General features: G+C 37.4%; 15 protein-coding genes and 1 riboswitch. Of the genes, 12 read left to right on the forward strand and 3 right to left on the reverse strand.

The features are described 5' to 3' along the window. Positions 1-7: 7 nt before the first annotated feature. Together AEA09_RS07450 and AEA09_RS07455 are read left to right on the forward strand one after the other, a co-directional pair. Positions 8-445 carry a hypothetical protein gene (locus AEA09_RS07450; RefSeq protein ID WP_245622808.1) on the forward strand — a complete coding sequence of 146 codons (438 nt, stop codon included), beginning with the start codon at positions 8-10 and terminating at the stop codon, positions 443-445. Positions 446-843: 398 nt separating this feature from the next. Then, positions 844-1,110 (forward strand): hypothetical protein, encoded by a 267-nt coding sequence (locus AEA09_RS07455; protein ID WP_156312085.1) that lies wholly within the window; start codon positions 844-846, stop codon positions 1,108-1,110. A gap of 437 nt (positions 1,111-1,547) precedes the next feature. Here the strand turns inward: AEA09_RS07455 and AEA09_RS07460 are convergent, their stop codons facing one another. The 3 genes from AEA09_RS07460 to AEA09_RS07470 all read right to left on the reverse strand — a co-directional run bounded on the left by AEA09_RS07460 (position 1,548) and on the right by AEA09_RS07470 (position 5,379). Further along, positions 1,548-1,748, reverse strand: coding sequence for a cold-shock protein (locus AEA09_RS07460; protein WP_053583238.1), 201 nt, complete (start codon positions 1,746-1,748; stop codon positions 1,548-1,550). Positions 1,749-2,564: 816 nt separating this feature from the next. Beyond that, the gene (locus AEA09_RS07465) at positions 2,565-3,191 is read right to left on the reverse strand and encodes a response regulator transcription factor (RefSeq protein ID WP_053583239.1); all 627 of its coding nucleotides are present in this window, start codon (positions 3,189-3,191) and stop codon (positions 2,565-2,567) included. After that, entirely contained in the window at positions 3,184-5,379 is a 2,196-nt protein-coding gene (locus tag AEA09_RS07470; protein WP_053583240.1) for a sensor histidine kinase, read from the reverse strand. The genes AEA09_RS07465 and AEA09_RS07470 overlap by 8 nt, the downstream gene beginning before the upstream one ends. Before the next feature lie 267 nt (positions 5,380-5,646). Between AEA09_RS07470 and AEA09_RS07475 the strand changes: the two genes are divergently transcribed. The 10 genes from AEA09_RS07475 (at position 5,647) to AEA09_RS07520 (ending at position 15,270) form a co-directional block, all read left to right on the forward strand. Continuing rightward, positions 5,647-6,525 carry a hypothetical protein gene (locus AEA09_RS07475; protein ID WP_245622809.1) on the forward strand — a complete coding sequence of 293 codons (879 nt, stop codon included), beginning with the start codon at positions 5,647-5,649 and terminating at the stop codon, positions 6,523-6,525. A 44-nt stretch (positions 6,526-6,569) separates the two neighbouring features. Further along, a complete protein-coding gene (locus AEA09_RS07480) occupies positions 6,570-7,547 on the forward strand; it encodes a thymidylate synthase (RefSeq protein WP_053583241.1) in 978 nt (325 codons plus the stop codon). 331 nt (positions 7,548-7,878) lie between these two features. Then, positions 7,879-8,058, forward strand: a complete 180-nt coding sequence (locus AEA09_RS07485) for a hypothetical protein (RefSeq protein WP_156312086.1) — start codon at positions 7,879-7,881, stop codon at positions 8,056-8,058. 45 nt (positions 8,059-8,103) lie between these two features. Then, on the forward strand, positions 8,104-8,310 hold the full coding sequence (locus AEA09_RS07490) for a hypothetical protein (protein ID WP_053583243.1): 207 nt from the start codon (positions 8,104-8,106) through the stop codon (positions 8,308-8,310). A 137-nt stretch (positions 8,311-8,447) separates the two neighbouring features. Then, entirely contained in the window at positions 8,448-8,858 is a 411-nt protein-coding gene (locus AEA09_RS07495) for an Rrf2 family transcriptional regulator (RefSeq protein ID WP_053583244.1), read from the forward strand. Positions 8,859-8,933: 75 nt separating this feature from the next. After that, positions 8,934-9,563 (forward strand): NAD(P)-dependent oxidoreductase, encoded by a 630-nt coding sequence (locus AEA09_RS07500; protein WP_053583245.1) that lies wholly within the window; start codon positions 8,934-8,936, stop codon positions 9,561-9,563. A 206-nt stretch (positions 9,564-9,769) separates the two neighbouring features. Continuing rightward, entirely contained in the window at positions 9,770-11,188 is a 1,419-nt protein-coding gene (gene aspA / locus AEA09_RS07505; RefSeq protein WP_053583246.1) for an aspartate ammonia-lyase, read from the forward strand. Positions 11,189-11,947: 759 nt separating this feature from the next. Further along, a riboswitch (cobalamin riboswitch) is annotated at positions 11,948-12,134 on the forward strand. Between the two features lie 190 nt (positions 12,135-12,324). Continuing rightward, positions 12,325-13,314 carry a FecCD family ABC transporter permease gene (locus tag AEA09_RS07510; RefSeq protein ID WP_053584647.1) on the forward strand — a complete coding sequence of 330 codons (990 nt, stop codon included), beginning with the start codon at positions 12,325-12,327 and terminating at the stop codon, positions 13,312-13,314. Next, positions 13,315-14,088 (forward strand): heme ABC transporter ATP-binding protein, encoded by a 774-nt coding sequence (locus AEA09_RS07515; RefSeq protein ID WP_053583247.1) that lies wholly within the window; start codon positions 13,315-13,317, stop codon positions 14,086-14,088. It begins immediately after the preceding gene. 183 nt (positions 14,089-14,271) lie between these two features. Continuing rightward, positions 14,272-15,270, forward strand: a complete 999-nt coding sequence (locus tag AEA09_RS07520) for an ABC transporter substrate-binding protein (RefSeq protein ID WP_053583248.1) — start codon at positions 14,272-14,274, stop codon at positions 15,268-15,270. The last annotated feature ends 494 nt before the right edge of the window (positions 15,271-15,764 follow it).

The following is a 15,764-nucleotide window of genomic DNA, read 5'->3' on the forward strand; positions in this document are numbered from 1 at the left end:
GGGGTGAATGCTCATTAAGTATTTGTTAAAGCTAAATGTTGTAAGTGCTTTGTACGGGTTTATGCTTTTTGTTTCGATTGAGCTCCAGTTGAATTATTACCGAATAATGCGGCTTTCCGGCTGGGAAGGCAAGCAGTTAGAAATAGTGCTGCTAGGTGTGCATACGATTGGATTTTTTGGCGCCAGCATTTTACTGTACAGGTTGACTTGTAAATGGTTAGCAAAGAAGTGGTCTAGCTATTGGACGCTACTTCTTTGGCTACCGTATACCGTATTATTGATCAAGATTTTTGCTGATATATTCCCGATGATGGATCGGGGCGATCGACCTGCGCCTGTACAAGGACTTATCATCTTGGTGCAACTCATTAGCTATCCTTTTTATATTGGGCTTGTGAATTTTTTAGGCCAACAACGAAGTGTTGAAGTAGTTGAGGATAAGTAATATGCGTATGCATGTGGAAAAAGGATATTGGTCTAATGATTTCGGCAACGGTAATTTAGCGTATAAATTATAGCTTGTGAAATAACGAATTAACCTAGAAGTGCACTCATTTTTGGTATTGTTTTATAAATATATAAATTATTGGTTCGTCATCAAAAGTCGGGGATGACATTTAATTAAAGAGCGTATTGATTTTAGATTGCTTATTGATTGAAGTGGAGACTGGACGCCCCCTGGAAAGCGCCCAGTCGAAACGGAAATCAACCCCAAGTTATGGTAATGAGCCAAATTACTATTATTCAAATGTCGGATAGGATTTAATAATGTGAAGGTAGTATTGCGTAAATTTGTTCAAGGAGGGGATTTATGTTGTATCTGAATCACTAGGGCTATTATTAGTGTTTATTATGGCACTATCTATATTTTTTGGATTAAATTACTTTGGGATTAAGTATACACGACAATCAAAGAGAAAGAGGTTATGGGCAGGAATTATTTCTATTTTAATTTCACCTATTATTTTTTTAGGGTCGCTTGGATTTACTTTATTATTTGATGAAGGGGGATTTGGTGCAGGATTTATCGCTGTTTTACTTACAAGTGGCTTCGTTTTAAATTCTATAATCATTATGTTCTCTGCATTTTTTATGCCTTCAAAGTCGTAGTGCATCAACTCATAATATCGAAAGTACAGGATATGAATTATGCGTATAAGCAACAATCTTTGAAATAGTTTTAAAAACATTAGGTTGTAATGTGCCGGTAAATGGGTTATTTTATTTTCAAGATTAACGTATGTTGCAACATTTTATTGTTGATTGTAGTGGAGGATGCTCTACTGTTCCAGGAAATGCAAACGAACTAAAGACCCTGCACAGAGCATATAAAAACTGTGTTTTGCGACGAAAGCGAAGTGACAGGAGCCAAGGAAGCGGCAAGGTGCTTGACCGCGGAAAGTGAGTTTCTAGAGCGGAAATCGACCTCCTATTTTAAAAATGTAATCCAGGTAAACAACTTTATTATCAATAGTATATGTAAAGAAAGAGACACCCATAAATGGATGTCTCTCTCTTGTGCTCAAAAATTAATTCAAATTTAAGAATTAAAGTTTAACAACGTTAGTAGCTTGTGGGCCACGGTTGCCTTCTTCAACGCCGAATTCAACTTTTTGACCTTCTTCAAGTGATTTGAAACCTTCACCTTGAATAGCTGAGAAGTGTACGAATACGTCGTTTCCACCTTCAACCTCGATGAAACCGAAACCTTTTTCTGCGTTAAACCATTTTACTGTACCTTGTGTCATTTAAACGACCTCCAAAAAATAAATTAAAATCTAGTTCCTACAACATGTAAAAAAATCACGTATAAAAAATGCTCGTACTAACACGATCACTTTTTTAATAGGTGATTTCACTGTTTACGATTGAAGGATTGACTTAATTATACAATCGAATCATACATTTGTCTAGCAAAATAAATAAAAAAAATCTCAAAAAGGTAATTCACTTTTGTTTTTTATGTGTTATTGTATGAAAATTTCGAATTAAATAATAGGGCATTTGCGACTAAAACGATGAAATGGGGAGACTATTGATATCCATGTCACTACAACGTGTTCTCTAAAAGGTTTTGGGGCTATAACTGGTGCTTTCTGAAATCAGCTTATTGCAGATTGGTACTCATTAAAGTTTAATGATGTAGATTCAATAAATCGTAAGGAAAACGTACCGTCGAATGTGTTATTTGAGTTCGCATTGAACATCGGCATTACGTTTAGAGAGTACCACTGGCTGGATTCCAATGCTTTTCAAAGTAGACAATGGTGACGAAGCTATCTAGGGCAGCTTTGTGAATAAATTATCCAATGTGGAAAGCGGGTAAGTGAGGCTTCAGAACAGGAGACGGAAACCTCAATTAAACATAATCGTTGTACTACATAGTAGTTAACCGTGGATTTCTATATAAGTTGATCTTGAAAATTCTCCCATGTTGCTACCTATACATTCGTACTGGCCGCACGTACCTGAGGAATAGTTGCACTCTCGTCGATATTTTTTCTTTTGGTAGGTATTTAAAGTGAATTTACTCATTACAATCTTTAATTGAGTAGGTATACCTCTTAGTCGATCCACGCATTTTCCTTGGCGACAATAACAGCCTCTGCGCGCGATTCCACATGGAGTTTCACGAAGAGTTTCGATAAATAATTTTCTACTGTGCGCTGCGTGACGCCAAGGTTCGAAGCAATGGCTTTATTGGTAAAGCCCTGAGCGACGTATTGCAAAATTTCTTGTTCCTTATCACTAAGTAATACTTCCTGCTGTGCTTCCGGTCGATGTGAGCGACGTTGTATGAAATCTAAAAAGTCAGCAGGTAGTAAAATTTCCCCACGAAGAGTTGCTTGAATCGTTTGAATAACTTGCTCTTTGGTCGCAAGTTTCGATAATAGCCCATCGACTTTTTTTTCTACAAGAAGTTCGTAATAATCTGCGAGCTCATAGCCTGTATATAACAAAATAAGTGCTTCAGGTTGTTTCTTTTTTATCATCTGGGAAAGCTGAACACCGTTAGTTGGTTTCATATTAATATCGATTAAATAGAGCTGAAATGTTTTTGTGTCCATAAGCGAAAGCACAGACTGTCCATCCTGTTCAGTTTCTATATGCACATTCGCTAAGTCCTGTAAGAGAGTCTTTGTGCCGTCCAAAACGACAGGGTGATCATCGACAATAAGTAGCTCAATCATGTTTGTCCTCACTTTTTTCTTGTATTTGAATGTATATTTGCATGCCCTCATCTGGTATTGACGTAATATTCATGTCGCCGCTAAAGGAACGAACGCGTTCACGAATACCGTTTATACCCATAGACGTTGTTGATGCAATCATCTCATCAATATTGCAACCAATTCCGTCATCTGAGTACTGTAAGGCAAAGCCACGGTCGATAGCAGTAAGATGAAGTGTGACCTCCATCGCTTCGGAGTGTTTAAGGGCGTTATTAAGCAACTCTTGAACCAGCCGGTACACAACTAGGTGTAGTGTTACGTCTTGGAAATCGACACGATCAATTTGTGCGTCGAGTAAAAAGTTTGCACGTATTTTCACCTTTTGTATGAGTTTTTTCAATGCGACTTGTAAGCCGAATGTATCGAGTAATGGGGGGCTTAAGTTTTCGCAATAGTCCCGTAAATCTTGTGAGGAATCGAGTAACTGCTCTCGAATCTCTAATACTCTTTCTTTCTTAATAACTTGGGAGCCTGCGATTACATCGAGCTCTCTCGCCAAATGTAGCTGTTCCTGTAAAATGGTGTCGTGTAATTCCTGTGCCAAAATGGTTTTTTCTTTCTCGATAATATTCCATAGTAATGTATCTAGCCACGGAACTTGTGTATTACTCGCTACTTTCATGTGATGAATTTCATCCACTAAATCCTCAATGAGCTTTAAATTATCAACAAACATTGAAAAGTAAAGTGACAGTAATTCTAGCCATAAAAGCTCTTTTTTTTGTATTGTATTTGAAATGGTTAAGACAATTTTTTCTTCAGCCGTATCATGCAATACTATTTGAATTACCTTATATTCAATGACCATTTCACCACGTGATAATGGTAAATCATCTGTAACCGTTTCTATCGTAAATGTGGTTGTACCGAGCTTATTGGCAATTTCCTGTGTGAAGCGGGCTTCTAATTCTTGTTGATTTCTTGCGTTTCCGATGCTGTTAACTGCAGCATATAAATTATGTACATAATCCCCGTTAGAGGAAAAAATAATTTTCCGATGTTTAAAGTCTAGTTGCTCTTTTGCATAGAACCCTGCAATAATGCCGATGAAAAGTAATATAAAGACACCTGTTATCTTTGCTATCGAATCGTATTCATTAAGTAAGATTGCAATCCCTATAGTCAAGACTAAAGCGATAGCAAAGGCTAGGGCAGAATAATAACGTAAGCGAGATAATTGATATTCAATATCGAATAATCGTTCATTTACTTGAATGAAAATAAAGGAAAAGGGAATGAGCAGTAAGAATAGTGCACTAAACTCTGAAGATAAAATAGCCTGACGCCCTAAAATTTCAGGCACGGCAAACAATAGTAAAAACGGCATAAACGGAATGATTAATGAAATCGCAATGATGCGTATTTTGGGCGAGCGTGTTTGTAAATAGCTTGCTAGCAAAATACATATGATGCAAATGACGAGTAGGCAAAATAGTGCAAGAATAGTAATAGGCGTCAAGATATGGATAGTAGGGTTAATGAAATTGACGATATCATGACAAAGTACCAGTAAAGGTATTATATAGAGCAAACGAGACTCAATAAATGGCCATTTAATATGTAAATAACGGAAATAATGTTCCAAAAAATGAATGAGGATGGTTAGGCATAGAACAATACAAAAGTTAATTACTATATGCCCCATACTATTTGCTCTACTAGAAGCGATACTGCTAATATACGCCATTGAAACGGTTAGTAAAAAAAGTATAAGTAGATTCGTTAAAAAGTTTTCCTTATTTTTCCGCCATAAATAAATTGTCACGCAAATGGATAGAACAAAATAGAGCATTGGGAAAATAAAAAGGGTAAAAAGCTGCTCTGGTATGTCTAAATGCGTAATCGGAACGGTATGAATGGTTCCATCTGCTTTTAAAATGCTTAGTTCTTTTGCTTCGATAACGGTAAGATGTTTTTGAACAGCAGGATTATCTGCAGCTGGCTGCCGATCTACACTCAGTAAAATATCGCCTTTTTCAATAAGTTGCCGCTGAGCCCATTTTGGATAATAGGGGTCAGCTATGATCAGTTGTTCTTTAACTTCACTAAGTGCGATGTTAACAAACGGTGTTTGAATAGCTACTGAGAGAAAATAGATGCCAAGCACTATGTAAATAGCAAAAATACTAGAGGTTAATTTAGTCATATTAAATCTCTTTTCCACAATATAGTAAATATTATTTATAATACCATGTTTTTCAGATGCATATATACCTAATTATCCTTAACTTTTAGCGATTTTGGAAGACCGAAATGGAATCTTTCGGAAAACCACTAGCGTTTTTTCGGAATAACGCAATGGTAGTTTCGGTAAGAGTTGTGCTAGTGTAAAAATAACACTATGCCAGAAAGAGGTGCGCATGGCATGTTGAAAAAGAGACTAGTTCTAATTGTGCTTTTTTGTGTATTGATAATGAGTTTAGTTACGCTTAAGACAACTGCCATGACAACTGACTCTGTAGAAGTGGACGTATGTATAATCGGCGGTGACAATCATTTTGTCTATAAAATTCCGAAGCATCTTCATAATGCAATTGCTTATGACGAGATGAAAGAAAATATAGAACAATCTTTGTCATCACATTGGAAGATTCAGACTGGACATTATGAGGAAAATAATTCAGTCGTGGAGTATACGTTTTTCATAGAAGATTTATTTCAGTTGAAGAAAAAAGGGCAGTTAAAACTAACGATTCCTTATAGCATTCTAGTTGGTATGTTCGGTGAGGATGAAGCTATTCAATTACGTTTTGTGGCGAGTAAGCTGACGAATTGGACGGTTAATGCAAAAGAATGGTCATCATTTGGCTTTGCGCAACCACTTACTTATTTAAGTGAACGCGAATATGTATACAAGGGTCCAGTGAATGAACTGTTACAGCAAAGAACCGGCAATTTTGACGGCATGATTGATAAAGTGCAGATGGTGTTGCGTTGTGTCATTTATTTTAGCTTCATTTTACTACAGGTGGTCGCTTGTCTACTGTTATCTAGACGATTAAAAAAGCAACTTCTACAGTATCCAGAGAAAATGCATCAATATAGAAAACTTAGTTATATGTATCAATTCATTCCGATACTTATTATTATTGCTCAAATAATCTTTGTCGTAACGTCAGGATTACTTACTGCTTTTGGCCTTTATTTTAAACCAGGTATAGATTTACTACTAATTGTGACTCCAATTTTACTTAGTATTATCGTGATGCCTATGGTTTTTGTAGCAACGGAGCGTGATGTATCAAAAGAGTTGTGGGAAAATATGGACGTAATTTCAACGAGGCATAATTGATGTTATAATGGTCAACAGCAAACTTTAAGGAGCTGTTAACAGAGATGACACATCCAGAAACCGCGTATTTACATTTATTACAACATATTTTAGAAAACGGCGTGAAGAAGGAAGACCGAACAGGAACTGGCACATACAGTGTTTTTGGCTACCAAATGCGCTTTGATCTAAGCAAGGGTTTTCCGCTTTTAACAACTAAACGCGTACCATTTAAACTTGTGGCAAGCGAGTTACTTTGGTTTATAAAAGGTGACACGAATATTCGCTATTTACTACAAAACAACAACCACATTTGGGATGAATGGGCGTTTAAAAAATGGGTAGAATCTGATGAGTATACTGGCCCTGATATGACGGATTTTGGTCGTCGTTGCCTTGTAGATGAGGAATTTAATGCATTATATAAAGTAGAATTAGCTTCGTTTTGTGAACGTGTATTAACAGACGATACATTTGCAAATAAATACGGTGAACTTGGTAATGTATATGGTAAACAGTGGAGAAATTGGACAACGTCTACTGGTGAGAGCTTAGACCAACTACAAGATGTAATTGACCAAATTAAAACGAATCCCGATTCTCGTCGTTTAATTGTCAATGCTTGGAACCCTGAGGACGTGATTAATGCCGGGAAAAAGGGTAGTAAGGCTGCATTACCACCATGCCATGTCATGTTCCAATTTTTTGTCGCAAATGGTAAGTTAAGCTGTCAATTAATGCAAAGAAGTCTTGATACGTTGCTTGGCTGTCCGTTTAACATCGCATCGTATGCGTTACTGACACATTTAATCGCTCATGAATGCGGGCTGGAAGTGGGCGAATTTATTCATAGTATTGGCGATGCACATATCTATTCAAATCACCTTGAGCAAGTGAAAGAACAGTTATCTCGCGTGCCTAAGGACCTACCAACCTTAAAAATAAACCCAGAAAAAACTTCGATTTTTGATATCGAGTTAGAAGATTTAACAATTGAAGGATACGATCCACATCCAGCGATTAAAGCACCAATTGCGGTGTAAACAACAGGACTTTCTCAAACTTAATAAAGTCAGTTCCATTCTATGGAACAAATTAAATAACGCAGCCATAACTATTTTACAAGCGTAATAAGAAAGAAGTGAAATTTGTTTTTTACTTCTGACTAAACAATTTATACTGAATATCCTTACATCAGATTTCCAAAAAGTACTAGGTCGAAATAATCTTTTTTGAAAAATAGGCTAGTTGGTTGATGATTTAACTTACGAACATCCTTTATGATTTATATGTAATATATAGAATTATTTACCAAATAAAAAGGCGGGGGTGATTGTAGTGAGAAGAATGATGGTGTTTCATATGGGAGGAAATATGAGGTATTTACGATTGATAGAAAATGATTTTGTAGATACTTCTAAGCAACAATTAATTTATATGAGAAAACAACATGATAAATACTCAATCTCGCCTAAGTTATCTGAAGAGCAGCTTCATCAAATGATGCAAGTTGTTGAGGATATTCGACTTAATAGCCTTAAAAAGTTACTATAATGCAAACGCCTTCTAAGCTATAATGGCTGAGGAGGTGTTTTTTTTATGAACGTAGTATTTGTAGAATCGTTAACGGGAACAGATCTTTTACAAATGGTATCACATGATGTAGCGGGCGTTTTAGCTGCTGCTCAGGGGGAAAGTATAACGTTTCCAGTTGGCCATTTTAAATATGAATTTCACAACTTAGATTTTTATGAAGAAAACGGTGAAATTCGCCAAGAACTCGTGATCTATGTGAAGAAAATTTAATCTAAGTCAAATCGGTTTTCTTCTTCAAAAGTCATTTGTCATAAATGATTACTCAAAAGTGTGCGGGTTTAGAAGTCGAAGTACTTGCGATTTTCTATACCTGTAACTATAATGATTACAACAGGTGGTGATACGGTATGGTGAACAGTCGTTTTTCGGTAGCGATCCATATTCTTTCGCTCATTGCAACGTCATTAGACAAAAATCAGCTAACGTCTGATTATATCGCAGGCAGTGTCAATACGAATCCAGTCGTCGTTCGTCGGATGATTGGTGTTTTAAAGAAGGCTGGGTTAGTTACTTCAAACACAGGAATAGCAGGCTATAACTTGTTAACTGAGCCAAAGGATTTGTCATTATTGGACATTTACAAGGCAATTGATGGGCCAAAGCAGTTGTTTGCAATTCATGAAGAGCCTAATCCTGCATGCTCTGTCGGTAAAAAGATTCAGACTACGTTAGAAGATGTCTATGAGAATGTGTGGCAAGCAATGGAAGAACAGTTAAAGGCACAAACCTTACAAGATGTGCTAGATCAGCTTCGTTAAAAGTAACGAGGTCGGTCTTACTGCAAGTAACCTGTAACTTATTTTGTTACAACTACTATTAGGAGGAATTTGAATATGAAAATAGCAGTTATCGGTGCATCAGGGAAAGCAGGACAAAAAATCGTTGGAGAAGCACTTAATCGTGGACATGAAGTTACAGCCATTGTTCGCTCAACTTCAAAAGTAAAAGAAGAAATTACGGTGCTTGAAAAAGACGTATTTACATTAACGCAAGAAGATGTGAAGGGCTTTGATGTTGTGGTTAATGCCTTTGGTGCAGCTCCAGGGCAAGAAGAATTACACGTGAAAGTAGGACGTCATTTAATTGAAATCTTTTCTGGAATTGACACAAAGTTAGTAGTTGTCGGTGGTGCAGGTAGTTTATTTGTGGATCCGGAAAAAACAGTGCGTGTAATGGATACACCAGATTTCCCAGAAATCTATTATCAAACTGCGAAAAATCAGGGTGAAAACTTAAAAGATCTACAAGCTTCATCTATCACATGGACATTTGTTAGTCCGTCAGCTTTCTTCGATCCAGAAGGTCCGCGTACAGGCAATTACACAGCGGGTATCGATCACCTATTAGTGAATGCTGAAGGTGAAAGCTATGTCAGCTATGCAGATTACGCAATAGCGGTAGTTGATGAATTAGAAAATCCAAAACATATAAACAGTCGATTTACAGTAATATCAAATAAATAAGTATGCAAGAAATAAGCTTGGTGCAAAATAATGTACCAAGCTTATTTTGTTTTAGAAATCATCAATCTAGCTAAAATAATTACCCGTAAAAACAAAAAAACAAGGTAATTTTGCATAAACTTAGTTATGTAAAAAAGCAACAGTTTACAATACGCCTTTAATTAGCTACTATACATAAGAAGTATACATAAAGGGAGACTTAACTAATGTCCACATTACGACTTGAAAAAGACTTTTTAGGGGAACGTGCTTTACCGAAAGAAGCATATTACGGTATTCAAACGCTTCGTGCAACAGAAAACTTTCCAATCACAGGCTACACGATTCATCCTGCATTGATTACAGCAATGGGGGTTGTTAAAAAAGCAGCGGCGCTTGGTAATATGGAAGTAAATCTACTACAAAAAGACATCGGTAATGCGATCGTTGAAGCCGCGCAGGAAGTTATTGAAGGCAAATGGCATGGTCAATTTATCGTGGATCCGATTCAAGGAGGCGCAGGAACTTCTATTAACATGAACGCAAATGAAGTTATCGCAAATCGTGCCCTTGAGATTTTAGGAAAAGAAAAAGGGGACTATCAAACAATTAGTCCAAATAGCCACGTGAATATGTCTCAATCGACAAACGATGCATTTCCAACAGCAATCCATATCGCCGTACTTAATTTAGTAGATGAACTACTGGTTACTATGGAGAAGATGCAAGCGGTGTTCCAACAAAAAGCGGAGCAATTCGCGCACGTTATTAAAATGGGACGCACGCATTTACAAGACGCTGTGCCAATCCGTCTTGGGCAAGAATTTGAGGCGTATAGCCGTGTTATTACTCGTGATATCCAACGCATTCGTCAAACACGTCCAAACTTATATGATGTCAATATGGGTGCAACGGCTGTTGGAACAGGGTTAAATGCCTTCCCAGACTACATTAAATCTGTAGACGAGCATCTTGCTGAAATTTCTGGTTTACCACTAAAAGGTGCAACACATTTAGTTGATGCTACACAAAACACAGATGCGTATACAGAAGTATCAAGTGCGCTAAAGATTTGTATGATTAATATGTCTAAAATTGCGAACGATCTTCGTTTAATGGCATCTGGTCCACGAGCAGGTTTAGGAGAAATTATTTTACCAGCTCGTCAACCAGGGTCTTCGATTATGCCAGGGAAAGTAAATCCAGTCATGCCGGAAGTGCTAAACCAAGTAGCATTCCAAGTAATCGGGAATGACCAAACGATTTGCCTTGCATCAGAAGCAGGTCAATTAGAGCTAAACGTTATGGAACCAGTACTTGTCTTTAACTTAATCCAGTCGATTAGCATTATGAATAATGTATTCCATGCGTTTACGGAAAACTGCTTGAAAGATATCGAGGCAAACGAAGAACGCATGAAGGAATATGTAGAGAAGAGTGTAGGCGTGTTAACAGCTGTAAACCCACATATCGGTTATGAAATAGCAGCTCGTATTGCACGTGAAGCAATTTTATCAGGTCGCTCGATTCGTGAACTTTGTATCGAAGACGGGGTCTTAACAGCTGAGCAATTGGATCTAATATTAGACCCATATGAAATGACGCACCCAGGAATTGCTGGGGCAAGCATGATGAAATTTAAATAGTTTTGAAGATAAAAGTGCTTCTGCTAACAATAGAAGCACTTTTATTAATTTTATTGGATAAATGTTGGATTAGAAAAAGGTTCGTTCAAAACAAGCCCGAAAACGTTAACTTGATAAATTGAAAAAATTAATAGTGAAAAATCCCATTGTACGTGAAAAATGTGATAGTGCGTTACTAGAAAAGCAAAATGGGCTTAACAATCGATACCTTACATATCGCCAAACTGCTTCCAATATCGGCTCGATGAAAGCATATTGAACAGATTATCCGACGCTAAATTTTGTGAAATAATAATACTGCCGTCACCTCGATTTATTTGTTAACTAAAGCCATTGCATCGAAAATGCAAACAATAAACCTACCATAAACCTTCAAAAGTGTACAAGAAAAAGTTGGAGAAAAAGATACAGCGATGAATTGATCAGTTTTTTGCCAGAAAGATTTAGTATTTGACGTTTAAGGGCATGATTATCAAAAAAATGTATCCTGGTGATTGACCTGACCCTGAACTTGGATGCTATTTGTGTGGTAAAGAAGCTGCTCCGAGAAGCAAGAACGTCAATTGTATTAATCATAAAATCCACATTTCTATCTTTTGTCGACCTTTATTGTAACAGGGATTTTCTAAAATGATTTCATGTACGATTAATAGCCTTTGTGATGAGGTAATGCTAATATATCAATGATTATTGTCGAATGAATAATTTTGTGCAATTGCCACAAAAAATGAGTTGTGCTATTCTAAATTTTATAACAATATATTAATTTACTTCATTGGTGCGAATGTCTTTAGACATTTGCTTAAAAGGGAAATCGGTGCAAATCCGATGCTGTCCCGCAACTGTAAATGGGGAGTCTATACAATATGCCACTGTAGCAAAGCTATGGGAAGGCGTATAGATGATGAACCTAAGCCAGGATACCTGCCAATAAGAGCAACACATTTACATAGAACCACGAGGATGGTTGTAGTGACAGGGCAAAGAAGCCTATTATTTCACTATGACATCCTCTTGTAAACAAGGGGTTTTTTTTATGCCCATTTTTAATAAGAGAGGAGAGCACTTTGAAAAATTCAACAACAAGAACTATAACCCTACTCTTATTAGTTTTGACTGGTGTTGTTCTAATATCTATGACGTTAGCGATTATGGTAGGCTCTGTGTCAATTACACCTAGTATTGTATGGCGTATTATTTTAACGCACATCCCATTTAATCCATTTGGCATTACAGCGGATTGGAGTCGCTCGCAGGAAATCATCATATGGCAAATTCGTACGCCACGCGTTGTACTTGCCATGATAGTAGGTGCTGGACTTGCTATTTCAGGGGCTGCCATTCAAGCTTTGGTTCGCAATTCAATCGCGGACCCCTATATTTTGGGCGTATCATCCGGTGCATCTGTAGGGGCGACATCTGTAATTTTACTTGGTGCTTTTTCATTTTTAGGTATGTATGCGCTATCATTTGCTGCTTTTATAGGGGCAACGATAGCAGTACTTATCGTGTTTTTCTTGGCTCGGGTGGAGGGACGAATTTCAGTGATTCGACTATTATTAGCTGGAATTGCCGTGTCACTAGTGTTGTCGGCATTGACAAATTTTATGTTGATGATGACGAAGGAAGAGGGCGGCATAAAGGCTGTGATGTATTGGATGATGGGAAGTCTGGCTGGAGCGAAATGGGTGAATTTAACGATTCCATTCATCGTTTTAATTGTCGTTTATGTCATTTTACGTCTCCATACACGTCATTTGAATTTACTGTTAGTTGGCGAAGAATCTGCTGCTACGCTCGGTGTTAATTTAGAGAGATTTCGATTGCTACTAATAGTATTAATTTCGCTATTAACAGGTGTCCTTGTTGCAGTAAGTGGAGCAATTGGCTTTATTGGCCTGATTATTCCACATATCGCACGCATGATTGTCGGCTCAAATTATAGGTTTGTACTCCCGGTCAGTGCATTAATTGGTGCAATATTTTTAATATGGGCAGATGCAGCTGCGCGCATTGTGATTGCACCTGAGGAAATGCCAATTGGAATTATAACTGCTTTATGCGGATGCCCATTCTTTATATGGATGTTGCGTAAACAAATGTATTCTTTCGGGGAGGAGAATTAAATGGTATTTGTAGCAAAAAACCTTTCGTTTGCTGTGCAACAGTCGGAAATTTTAAAAAATGTTTCTGTACATATTCAAGAACGAGAGTTTGTTGGCTTAATCGGGCCAAATGGCAGCGGAAAATCGACCCTATTAAAAAATATGTATCGAATGCTACAACCTCAAGATGGAGAAGTATTTTTATTTAATGAAAATATTTACAAACAACCTGCAAAAGAAATAGCGAAGCAACTGGCTGTAGTAGGGCAGGAAACACCAGTGCTATTTGAGTTTACTGTTAAAGATCTAGTTGCAATGGGACGTACGCCACATAAAAGGCTTATGGAAGTAGATACAAGAGAAGACATTGCAATTGTCGAGCAATCGATGCAGCAGGCAGGTGTACTACATTTAAGTGAGCGTAGCTTTAGTTCATTATCCGGTGGGGAGAAAAAACGAGTCATTGTTGCAAGGGCATTGGCACAACAGGCGAAGGTCATGGTATTAGATGAGCCAACGAATCATTTAGATATTCAGCATCAACTCCAGCTCATGGATTTGATACAGAGCTTGCCGATTACGGTCATTGTAGCCTTGCATGATTTAAATATTGCTGCAACTTATTGCGATAAAATTTATGTTTTAAAGGACGGAGAAATTGTAGCGTATGGGACACCATTCGAAGTATTAACTCCCTCATTGTTACAAAGGGTGTTTGGTGTTCATGCGGAAGTAAGCGTACATCCGGTCACGAAAAAGCCCCACATATTTTATATATCCGAGCAATTTTTATAGTTAGTTAAGGGTTCTTAAATTTGGCTCTACACCAAAGTCTGTACTTGACAGCAAATTCCACTGCAGGCGGACGCGTTCCATGTGCTTACTAACTAGTAGGGTTTATTTTTAGTAAAGTACATGCTTTGGTAAGGAACCTTAGATTTTTTTCAAAATATTTTTGACACAAAAGGAGAAATAGACATGAAGACATTTAAAAGCGTGTGGCTTGTTCTTGCAATCGCAATGTTAAGTATTTTGGCGGCTTGTGGTAATGAGGAAAAACAAGATTCAGCATCGCATAGTGAGCAAGTGGAACCAGCCAAAGCTGGCGCAACGGAAGTAACGATTGAAAATAATGGGACGACACAAGTTTATACGGAAGCACCTAAAAAAGCCATTAGCTTAAATCAACATGTAACAGAAATAATGCTAGCATTAGGCTTAGAGGATTCAATGGTCGGAACAGCATATTTAGATGATGCAATTTATGCACCGTTACAAGCGGCATATGAAACGATTCCAGTTTTAGCTGAGCAATACCCAACAAAAGAACAGGTGATTGATGCAGAAGCAGACTTTTTATATGCTGGTTGGAAAAGTGGATTTAGTGAGAAGGGTATTGGCACACCAGAAGAACTAGAAGCACTGGGTATTCACACATATTTACATACGTCATCAAGTATTACAAATCCTGCGTTAGAAGATATTTTCGAGGATATCCAAAATATTGCCAAGATATTCGGGGTAGAAGAGCGTGGTGAAGAATTAATTGAGCAAATGACAAAAGACGTAGAGGACATTCGTACGAAGCTTCCACAAGGAGTGGGTGATTTGCGTGTCCTTGTATTTGATAGTGGAGAGCAAGAAGTTTTCACTGCCGCACAAAATTTCATGAATGAACTTGTGACAGTGGCAGGTGGGAAAAATATTTTTGGTGATGTTGAATCTGGTTGGGCAACTGTTTCAAAAGAAGATGCAGTAGAGCGCAACCCTGAAGTGATTGTTGTCATTGACTATGGTTCAACAACTGCTGAAGAAAAAATAAATTTCCTGAAAAATGATCCTGCATTAAAAGAAACAGTTGCGGTATTAAACGAACGTTTTGTTATTTTACCACTTTCAGCAGCATCTGAAGGTGTTCGTGCAGCTGAAGCAATTCAAATTTTGGCACAAGGGTTTTATCCAGATAGCTTTCAATAATGAAGTGAAGCTAGCCATGTGCGAGCTTCTTTTTCAAAAGATAAAGGATAACTTTATAGTGATGTCTAGTCAATCTCTTTGCGATTTGCTCGCGCTAGCAATAATAATAGAGTTGATTTTCATTTCAGACTTGTGGTCAGCTGGATGCATTCAAAAAATTGCGCATGCATTTTGCTGACATAGATTTCAAACACCAAGACAGCAAATTAGCAGAATTGATATACGACTTAAATATAAATAAGTGCCAAATGGGGAGGAAAGTCCTGATTGGCACATATTTTGAAATAAGTTGTATGTCAAAATCGATGCTTTTCAAAAAGTCGATTTTTTTTGAGCACCAGTAAAAATAATGGATGATTTTTTAAAGCGGAAGGTGCTACAGAGAAGCTGTTAAAAGGTATAGCGAAGAAAAACGATCTGCATCCGCTGCCGACACTCGCCTCGTTTTAGTACCAAGACACGAGATGAAACCGTCTAGTTTTTACGTGAATAGT

Source organism: Lysinibacillus contaminans (assembly GCF_001278945.1).
Lineage (GTDB): Bacteria > Bacillota > Bacilli > Bacillales_A > Planococcaceae > Lysinibacillus > Lysinibacillus contaminans.

Coding starts and splice junctions, on each gene's coding strand:
- AEA09_RS07485 (WP_156312086.1), top strand. CDS start 7,879: ATGAGGTATTTACGATTGATAGAAAATGATTTTGTAGATACTTCTAAG.
- AEA09_RS07510 (WP_053584647.1), top strand. CDS start 12,325: ATGACGTTAGCGATTATGGTAGGCTCTGTGTCAATTACACCTAGTATT.
- AEA09_RS07520 (WP_053583248.1), top strand. CDS start 14,272: ATGAAGACATTTAAAAGCGTGTGGCTTGTTCTTGCAATCGCAATGTTA.
- AEA09_RS07480 (WP_053583241.1), top strand. CDS start 6,570: ATGACACATCCAGAAACCGCGTATTTACATTTATTACAACATATTTTA.
- AEA09_RS07450 (WP_245622808.1), top strand. CDS start 8: ATGCTCATTAAGTATTTGTTAAAGCTAAATGTTGTAAGTGCTTTGTAC.
- AEA09_RS07475 (WP_245622809.1), top strand. CDS start 5,647: ATGAGTTTAGTTACGCTTAAGACAACTGCCATGACAACTGACTCTGTA.
- AEA09_RS07460 (WP_053583238.1), bottom strand. CDS start 1,748: ATGACACAAGGTACAGTAAAATGGTTTAACGCAGAAAAAGGTTTCGGT.
- AEA09_RS07490 (WP_053583243.1), top strand. CDS start 8,104: ATGAACGTAGTATTTGTAGAATCGTTAACGGGAACAGATCTTTTACAA.
- AEA09_RS07470 (WP_053583240.1), bottom strand. CDS start 5,379: ATGACTAAATTAACCTCTAGTATTTTTGCTATTTACATAGTGCTTGGC.
- AEA09_RS07500 (WP_053583245.1), top strand. CDS start 8,934: ATGAAAATAGCAGTTATCGGTGCATCAGGGAAAGCAGGACAAAAAATC.
- aspA (WP_053583246.1), top strand. CDS start 9,770: ATGTCCACATTACGACTTGAAAAAGACTTTTTAGGGGAACGTGCTTTA.
- AEA09_RS07465 (WP_053583239.1), bottom strand. CDS start 3,191: ATGATTGAGCTACTTATTGTCGATGATCACCCTGTCGTTTTGGACGGC.
- AEA09_RS07495 (WP_053583244.1), top strand. CDS start 8,448: ATGGTGAACAGTCGTTTTTCGGTAGCGATCCATATTCTTTCGCTCATT.
- AEA09_RS07515 (WP_053583247.1), top strand. CDS start 13,315: ATGGTATTTGTAGCAAAAAACCTTTCGTTTGCTGTGCAACAGTCGGAA.